Origin of the sequence: Acidisphaera sp. L21 (assembly GCF_009765685.1) — a bacterium.
Taxonomy (GTDB): domain Bacteria; phylum Pseudomonadota; class Alphaproteobacteria; order Acetobacterales; family Acetobacteraceae; genus LMUY01.
The window spans coordinates 1-8,245 of sequence record NZ_LMUY01000138.1; the positions used below are offsets into that span (position 1 = coordinate 1).

Here is an 8,245-nt window from a genome sequence, read left to right on the forward strand (position 1 = left end):
GGACGGCTGGGTTGCACGTGCGTAGCCAGCGTGCCGATATCATCATCACCACGTAGAACTGCATCTCTGCGGCCAGCGACCAGTTTACGCCGTTGATGCCGCCCTGATGGTTCGGGAAAAAGTCGTGGATGAACAGCGCGTGGGTTACGAACTGTAACCAACCTTCCGCGGAAAAGAACATGAATGGCTGAAGAGACACCACGAACACCAAGCAAGTCACGTAATGCAGCGGGATGATCCGCGCGCCGCGATGCCGCACGAAGTGCTGGAAGAATGTCGATCTGTCGGGTTGCGCGTCCAGTGCCCGAAACGCTGAAAGGGCGATGACGAAGCCAGAGATGACGAAGAAAAGGTCGACCCCCATCCACCCGATCCGAAACCACACGAGCGGGCCTGAAACTGGAAACGCGTCCCAGTTGAAGTGGGCAATGACATGATAGACAACGACGCTAAGTGCGGCGAATCCACGTAGGATATCGATCAGTGGGAAAACCAATTGTCACCTGAAGAGACGGGGCAGCCGCTTGCCGACGCCTAGTGTATTTTGCTTGCCAACGTCTGACTAGTGGGCTGCCGTGTAGCGGCACCGGAAGGATACGGGAGGCATGAATACCACGGGACTGGCGGATAGCTCGTGTGGATTTGGTGATGGGGGTATGGGATCCTCTGGCACCACTCGAAAGGAAGGTCGTTTGTGAGACGTGACGTGGATGCCGCCGGCCGATCCTCTGTAGGCGCAGCGCGATCTGTCGATGCGCGCCCGACGTTCTGGCTGGCCATGTTTGCCGCAAGTTGTCTCGGCACCAATTTGGGCGATTTCTGGGTCGACGAACTCGGCGTTGGTCGTATGCTCAGCTTCGCCTCGCTCGCCTTCATCTGCGTGCCTGCGGTGGCGGCGGACACGCAATCCGGCGATAGGACCGAAGCGTTCTACTGGGTTGCAATCCTAGCCCTGAGGGCCGCTGCGACGAATGCGGCGGATTACCTGACCCACGACATCGGCCTGGCCTATGGCGGCACGGCTGTTGCGCTGGGCGTCATCGCACTGTTGCTGGGATCGTGCACCAGGCCAGCGCCGAATGGGCGCGGATCGCCTGGAGTGGATGGTTGGTACTGGGCCGCCATGCTCGCAGCCGGGTTGATGGGGACGGTCGCCGGCGATTTAGCGTCCCACACCGTCGGGCTCTTTACCGCGGCCGCGATGCTGACGTTGGTGCTGCTGATCATGCTGTGGCTGCGCTCGCACGCGCCGGTCGGCGTGCTTGGTTATTGGTGCGCCGTGCTGGCCGAACGGTGTGCGGGAACGCCCGTGGGGGATTCGCTTGCCGGTCGGCACGGGCTTGGGCTCGGCTTAAAGCTGGCGATGGTCTGCACCGGGGCCTTTTTCAGTGTAGCGCTCATCATCCGTCGCCGTCTCGTGTCCGTCTCGGCCTGATCACTCTACACTCAGGCTCGCCAGCGAACGAGATCGAACAATTCTTCCACCCGCATGAAGTCATCCGCCGTGGGGTGACGCTCGGAAGCGGCGGTCTTGTCCATGGGACGTACCAACTGGCACGTGACCAGGCTGGCCTCCACCGCCGCGTCCAGCTCTTCCTCGACATCAGATAGGAATAGGATGGTGTCTACAGGCAACCCGATTTCCCTGCCGATTGCCTGGTAGCTGCCGGACGAGCGCTTCGCCCCGATACGGGTGTCGAAGAACCCGTCGAACAACCCCGTCAGGTCTCCGGCATCTGAGTGCCCGAATAACAACCGCTGGGCTTCCGTCGAACCGGAGGAGTACACGAATAGCCGGCACCCGGCCGCATGCCACTTGCGCAGGCGGGGCGCCACGTCGGGATATAGCATCCCTTTTAACGCACCCTCGGCATAGCCCTGGCGCCACACGAGACCCTGCAGCGTCTTCAGCGGCGTATGCTTGGCGTCGGTGTCCATCCAGCCCATCAGGACCGTGACCGGATCCGACCCTGGCGCGGCCTCCTCAATCGCGGCGAGTTCGGCCGCGACGGCGGGATCGAAAGCGCCGGTGCGGACCAGTGCTGGCAGGTGGGTGCGGGCGAATGGGAATAGGACGTCGTGCACGAAGGAGATCGGCGTGGTCGTGCCCTCGATGTCGATGACGACGGCGCGGATGGCGGGATTAGCCAACCGGAAAACGCTCGGCAATGGCGTCGCCGGTGTAGTGCGGGGTCCAACCCGTGGTATCCTGAAACACCCGCAACGCCGTGAAGGACGGGCGGCTGCCGGCGTCGAACCAATGCTTGGTCCCCGCGGGCACGCTGATCAGGTCTCCCTCGGTGCAATAGGCATCATAGACCCGGCCATCCACATGCATGACGAAGCTGCCGCTGCCTTTGACGAAAAAGCGGATTTCGTCCTCGGTATGGATGTGCTCGGACAGGAATTTCTGTCGCATCGCCGGAGCGCCTGGATGATCCGGGGTGAGGCTGATGACATCGGCCGAGCCGGCGCCGCCCTCGCCCATCAGCGTGTCTAGATAGGGTTGATAGGCCGCAAGTACCGCGTCTGGCGCGGCGTCGTCGGCAAGGGTCACAGGGCTGTCCCAACGCTCAAACCGGACGCCGATCGGGCGTAGTGCATCGGCAATGCCGGTGGGATCTTCCGTTACCAGCCGGGGTTCGGCGGGGTTGGTGTCGTCGTAGACGGTCAGACGGCTCATGCGGTTGCTACCCATTGTTCCAATTCACAGGCCAGCAGGAATTCCAATGCCTCGAACCGCGCCAAGGCGGTCGGCATAGTCGGTCCCCAGACATACGTGCCGTGCCCGCGAATTAAATAGCCCAGCTTCGAATGCGGCAACAGGCTTGCGACGGATCGGGCTAGGCGAGGGATGTCCTGGTCGTTATCCACAAGCGGCAGGTCCAACACGTTATCATGGGTCGATTGCCCCTCGAAAACCTTCTGGACCTCGTATCCGGCGAACCGCAGCGCGTTCGCCTTGTTCTGCCGGGACATCACCGTTGCTGCGACAGAGTGGCCATGGACCACCGCGCCCGTGTCGGCAAAGCTTTCGTAGATCTGGCAATGCAGCAGTGTTTCCGCGCTTGGACGGCCCAAGCCATCGACGCTGTGCCCATCGTGTGTGACGACGATGACGTCCTGCCGGGTGAGAAAACCCTTATGCACGCCGCTCCGGGTGATAGCGATGCGCCGGTCGTCCAGCCGCTGGCTGATGTTGCCGGCAGTGGCTGGAACCCAACCCCGTGCATCCAGCCGGCGGCCAGCCTGGACGATGGCGTCTGCCACTTCGTCCGGCACGGCGGCGTCTTCCGCCAGACGCGCGGCGACAGTGTTCAGCATGTCACACCCTTCCAACGTCGGCCCAAAATACTTCTTCAGTACAGCCGACGTCGATCTATCAGGGCAATCGCAAAAAGCAAGTGCCTTTGTAAACGTCAAATAAGCCGCTTTTCGCCCACGGCGGCACAAATAGACCATTTTACTGGATAAACGACGTTTGAACGAACAATAACCTCTCGATAAGGCATGTAGTGGAAGGACATACCTAGCTTCGCAGCGTGCGGATTAAACCTGGTGACGCCCATTGACTGTAGCACGCGGTCAGCCGGAACGGTTCGCAACGCACTTAGTCCGCTATGCGAAGACTGCGTTGCGCTGCAAACCTGCCACTCGGCCGCCGTCTGGTGAATGTCACTGCTTGTCTCGATCGGCCAATGCACGGCTGTGAACCCATTTCACCCCGGCTTCGTTCAGCAGGGTATTCACGCTTGCATCCGAGTCTCGCACCCGACCGGCTGTGGCGTCATCGACGATCACCGCCGCGAACCCATCCACGATCAAGGCGTCCTGGCCTAGGATTGGCATCTTGCATTCCCTTCCATTGGCCGGGCCGAGTAGCCCCTTCCGGCACGCTCGCTGGCAACCCTCGGGTCACACACCCAATCACCGAGCCGGGGGTTGGGTCAGCCCGGACGATAGTGCAGAACCCGGACTGAACGATAATGGATGTACTCGTGACACTCGCGTCCCCCGGTGAAGCCGACATCACGCCGGCGCTCACCCTTCGAGACATAGGGTCCTTTTTCGTCGGCGGCCAAACCGTCGAGACGGCGGACGCGGCGGTCGAGCAGCATGTTCTCGCGCGTAACGGCGTGCCGGTGCGCATCGACCCCAACGGCACGACATGGCTGGGGCAGATGTATGTGCAATACGCCATCCCGGCCGTGTCAGCCCGGCTTCCCGTGCTATTCTGGCATGGCGGCTCGCTCACCGGCGTGACGTGGGAGACGACGCCCGATGGACGCCAGGGCTGGTTCAACCAATTCCTGCGCCTCGGCTGGCCTTGCTACAATGTCGATGCGGTGGAGCGGGGCCGGTCGGGCTGGGCGCCACGCGACCCGCATTTCGCCGCACCCGCCATGCTCCGCACCTGGCAGGACAGCTTCACCCAATTTCGCATCGGCCGGCCCGTCCGCGACGGCAGTCTTGCGAGCCTGGCGGCAGCCGCCTACCCGAACTGCCGCTTCCCCCTGGATGCGTTCGGCGCGTTCATGCGCCAGGTCGTGCCCCGCTGGTCGACAACCGACGATTTGGCCGTGGACGCTTATTGCAGGCTGCTGGAGCAGGTTGGTCCAGCGATCATCGTGGCACATTCGCAGGGTGGCGCATTCGCCTTCCGTGCGGCAGAGCGTTGCCCCGGCCAAGTGGCGGCTATTGTGGCGATCGAACCCGCGCAGGGTGGCACCACCGATGGAGCGGCGCTAGCCGGAATTCCCGTCCTCGCCGTCTATGGCGACCACCTCAACCTGGACGCGCGCTGGCCTACCATCCGCGCCCGGACGGAGCATTATTTTGCCGCCGCCCGGGCTGCCGGGGCCTGTATCGAGGTGCTGGATTTGCCCTTGCAAGGCATTCACGGCAACTCTCATATGCTCATGATGGAGCGCAACAACGCTGACATCGCGTTGCTCATCCACGACTGGCTGCAAAAGCGCTTGCCTGTCCGCCCCGACCAAGAGGACCCGACTCATGCCTGAGGCTACGCTGATGGAACGCCAGGTGATCCGCAAAGTGGCCATCCGCATCATGCCGTTCGTGACGATCGGCTATTTCCTGGCGTCGCTTGACCGGGTGAATGTCGGCTTCGCGGCATTGCAGATGAACAAGGATATCGGGCTCAGTGCGGCAGCCTTCGGGTTCGGCGCCGGGCTGTTCTTCGTGGCATACTGCCTATTCGCCGTGCCCTGCAACATGCTGATGGTGCGTATCGGCGCGCGGCGCTGGCTCTCCTTCGTGATGGTTGCCTGGGGCGCGATCTCGGCGGCAATGGCATTCGTGGCCGGCCCGAATTCCTTCTATGCGCTACGCTTCGTGCTTGGTATTGCGGAGGCGGGCTTTTTCCCGGGTGTGATCTACTTACTCACGCTTTGGTTCCCGACCCACCACCGTAGCCGCATGGTAGCGATCTTGATGATGGCATTGCCCGTCTCAAGCGTGCTTGGCTCGCCGCTCTCGGCCGCGCTGCTGCTGACGGATGGCTGGCTGGGGCTACGCGGTTGGCACTGGCTGTTCATCATCGAGGGGTTCCCAGCGGTGCTCATGGGCATTGGCTGCGCGCTTGTGCTGCCGCGCTCGATCCGTAGCGCCCGCTTCCTCAACGACGCGCAGAAGACCTGGCTGGAGACGGACATCGCGGGCAAACGGCAGGAGGACACGATCGCCGGGTCACTGTCGTTCTGGCAGGTGATGGGCAACAAATACGTGCTGTTGCTGACGTTGATCTACATCGGCGGCACGTCGGTCACAAACGCACTGTCGCTGTGGCAGCCACAAATCATCAAGGCATACAACCTGACGACGATGGAGGTTGGGATGCTGAACTCGATCCCCTTCGCCATCGCCAGCGTCGCCATGTATCTCTGGGCTTCGCATTCCGATCGCACCGGCGAGCGGACCTTGCACACCGCGCTGCCCCTCGGTTTAGCGACGCTCGGGCTCATCTGCACGATGTTGGTGCACTCGCTTGTGCCGATGATCGTGGTGTTGTGTGTCGTCATCGCCTCGGCCTCCATGATCAAGGGGCCATTTTGGGCGCTGGCGACGGAGATGTTGCCGGTGAGTATCTCCGCGCTCGCTATCGGCCAGATTAACTCACTGAACAATCTTGGTGTGTTCGGTGCGACCTACGCGATCGGCGCGATCCGCGACGCGACGGGCAGCTTCACCTTCGCCATGCTCCCCTTCGTTGCAGTATGCGGCATCGCCGGGCTTGTGGCGCTGTGGGTTGGCAGGGCGCGGAAGAACGGCGCGCTCGCCGTGATGCCCGGGATACAAAGTGTTGGGACGGCGGACTAATCGACACTGCCGAATATCAAGATCTTCCTGCTCCAGTGGCTCACAAATGTGTCAGCGAGAGCCTTGGCGCAATTCTCGATGCAGGTATTGTCCCGCCAGAACCAGGGGCGCCATATGACGGCTGAACCTGCCATCCGCCCGACCGTCGTGCAGCGTGTCACCAGCACGATCGAGGACATGATCGCGGACGGACGGCTCTGCCCCGGGGACCATGTCAGCGAACCCTCCGTGGCGCTTCATCTCGGCATCAGCCGTGGCCCGGTGCGGGAGGCGTGCCGGGCGCTGATCGAGCGTGGGTTGCTCGTCACCCATGCCAATCGCGGCTGCTTTGTGCGCGAATTGTCGGTGCGGGATATCGTCGACCTATACGAGGTGCGCGCCGCCCTCGCCCGGCTCGCCGGGCGCACGCTCGCCGAGCGCATCACTCCGGCACAGCAGGCCGAACTGACCGCCATCGTCGATCAGCACGAGGCAGCGGCGCAGGTTTGGGACCTGCCGGCGATGCAGCGGCTGAATGTGCAATTCCACGATCGGATCGTTGAATTCAGCGGCAATGCCCGGCTGCGTGCGATCGAGGCAACGATGGAGCGCGAACTGGCAATCTGCCGCCGGCGCAGCACGGCCGCTGTCATCGATGCGCCCCCGCGCAATGCGGAGCACCGGGCGATCATCACCGCCCTGCTCGCCCGTGACGTCGAGGCCGCTGGCGCGGCGCTGGAGCACCACATCCTGAACAGCAAAACCCGATTTATCGAACGCCTATAAGCAAGATCGTCCTACGATCTATTCAGAACTGTTGACGATTAGGAACCGGGGCTCCTAGGCTCGATAATCAGCTTGCCTGGAGGCGACCATGCGGTTCGGCAACTTTGTCTTCACGGAAAGCCGAGATCCTGCCCGGGACGAAGCGGTCCTCGATGAAGTGGTGCGCGAGGTTCAGCTCTCCGAGGCGCTCGGTTTCGACACGGTCTGGCTGAGCGAGCATCATTTCGATGGCAATTGCGCCTATGTCGACCCGATCAGCTTCGCCGCGGCGCTGGCAATGGCCACCAAACACATCCGGATCGGCCTGGCGGTGGCGCAGATGTCGCTGCACCACCCAATTCGTCTTGCCGAGCAATTGTCGCTGATCGACAATCTGAGCAAGGGCCGCCTGATTGTGGGCCTCGGCCGCGGCACCAACTACAATATCTACGAATATCAAGGCTATGGCATCGATCCGGCGGAATCACAGGCCCGGTTCGAAGAGGCGACGAAGATCATCCTGCAAGCCTGGACCAGCGAGGAAGGCTTTGCCTATACCGGGCAGTTCTGGGACGTGAACGTGCCCGTGCTGCGCCCCCGCCCCTTCACCCGGCCGCACCCATTCGCAATTCGCGCCGCGTCGGGGGAGGCATCGATGATCGAGCTTGGACACCAGGGCAAGCCCTTCCTGATGAACGTCCAAAGCCTCGCCACCACCCAATCCCGCGTCGCCGCCTGGCGCGACGCGGGACGGCAGAGCCATGTCGCCGATGCCGACATCGCCAGCGCGCTGGAACAAAGCTGGGTATGGCGCAACATCTACGTGGCGGAAACCGACGCCGAGGCGCTGCGGATCGGCCTGCCCGCCTTCACGGCAATGCAGGAGCATCGGGCCGCCATGCGCCAACGCATCCTGCGGGAACAAGGCAGCACGCTCGTCTCGTCCGACGCCAAGCCGCCGGCCCGGATCGACCCGACCCATGCGCTGATCTGCGGCTCCCCCGCGACCGTCGCAGAGCGGATTGCGGAGTTGGAGGCAACCGGCGTGGGCGGTGTGATCCTGGCCTTCCGGCTTGGCCCAATGCGCTACGAGCACGCGGCGCAAAGCCTGAATTTGTTCATGAACGAGGTGGTGCCGCGCTCCCGGCTCAGCCAAGCTGCC

General features: G+C 62.8%; 10 protein-coding genes. 5 read left to right on the forward strand and 5 right to left on the reverse strand.

Annotation, left to right across the window (positions count from 1 at the left end):
- Positions 1 to 496, reverse strand: a 496-nt coding sequence (locus tag GSQ76_RS25775) for an acyltransferase (protein ID WP_158746956.1), incomplete at its 3' end; no start/stop codon positions are given.
- Positions 497 to 694: 198 nt separating this feature from the next.
- On the opposite strand from GSQ76_RS25775, the gene GSQ76_RS25780 reads away from it, so the two are divergent.
- Positions 695 to 1,435: a hypothetical protein gene (locus tag GSQ76_RS25780; protein WP_158746957.1), complete on the forward strand. Its 741-nt coding sequence runs from the start codon at positions 695 to 697 to the stop codon at positions 1,433 to 1,435.
- A gap of 11 nt (positions 1,436 to 1,446) precedes the next feature.
- Here the strand turns inward: GSQ76_RS25780 and mtnC are convergent, their stop codons facing one another.
- From mtnC to GSQ76_RS25800, 4 genes are all read right to left on the reverse strand, one after another.
- Positions 1,447 to 2,151, reverse strand: coding sequence for an acireductone synthase (gene mtnC, locus GSQ76_RS25785; RefSeq protein ID WP_158746958.1), 705 nt, complete (start codon positions 2,149 to 2,151; stop codon positions 1,447 to 1,449).
- Positions 2,144 to 2,683, reverse strand: a complete 540-nt coding sequence (locus GSQ76_RS25790; RefSeq protein ID WP_158746959.1) for an acireductone dioxygenase — start codon at positions 2,681 to 2,683, stop codon at positions 2,144 to 2,146. The genes mtnC and GSQ76_RS25790 overlap by 8 nt, the downstream gene beginning before the upstream one ends.
- Entirely contained in the window at positions 2,680 to 3,324 is a 645-nt protein-coding gene (locus GSQ76_RS25795) for a methylthioribulose 1-phosphate dehydratase (RefSeq protein WP_158746960.1), read from the reverse strand. The genes GSQ76_RS25790 and GSQ76_RS25795 overlap by 4 nt, the downstream gene beginning before the upstream one ends.
- 351 nt (positions 3,325 to 3,675) lie before the next feature.
- Positions 3,676 to 3,849 carry a hypothetical protein gene (locus GSQ76_RS25800; RefSeq protein ID WP_158746961.1) on the reverse strand — a complete coding sequence of 58 codons (174 nt, stop codon included), beginning with the start codon at positions 3,847 to 3,849 and terminating at the stop codon, positions 3,676 to 3,678.
- 149 nt (positions 3,850 to 3,998) lie between these two features.
- On the opposite strand from GSQ76_RS25800, the gene GSQ76_RS25805 reads away from it, so the two are divergent.
- The 4 genes from GSQ76_RS25805 to GSQ76_RS25820 form a co-directional block, all read left to right on the forward strand.
- On the forward strand, positions 3,999 to 5,021 hold the full coding sequence (locus GSQ76_RS25805) for an esterase (RefSeq protein WP_216851307.1): 1,023 nt from the start codon (positions 3,999 to 4,001) through the stop codon (positions 5,019 to 5,021).
- Positions 5,014 to 6,339: an MFS transporter gene (locus tag GSQ76_RS25810; protein WP_158746963.1), complete on the forward strand. Its 1,326-nt coding sequence runs from the start codon at positions 5,014 to 5,016 to the stop codon at positions 6,337 to 6,339. The genes GSQ76_RS25805 and GSQ76_RS25810 overlap by 8 nt, the downstream gene beginning before the upstream one ends.
- 114 nt (positions 6,340 to 6,453) lie before the next feature.
- Positions 6,454 to 7,104, forward strand: a complete 651-nt coding sequence (locus GSQ76_RS25815) for a GntR family transcriptional regulator (RefSeq protein WP_158746964.1) — start codon at positions 6,454 to 6,456, stop codon at positions 7,102 to 7,104.
- An 88-nt stretch (positions 7,105 to 7,192) separates the two neighbouring features.
- The coding region (locus tag GSQ76_RS25820; RefSeq protein ID WP_158746965.1) for an LLM class flavin-dependent oxidoreductase at positions 7,193 to 8,245 on the forward strand (1,053 nt) is incomplete at its 3' end.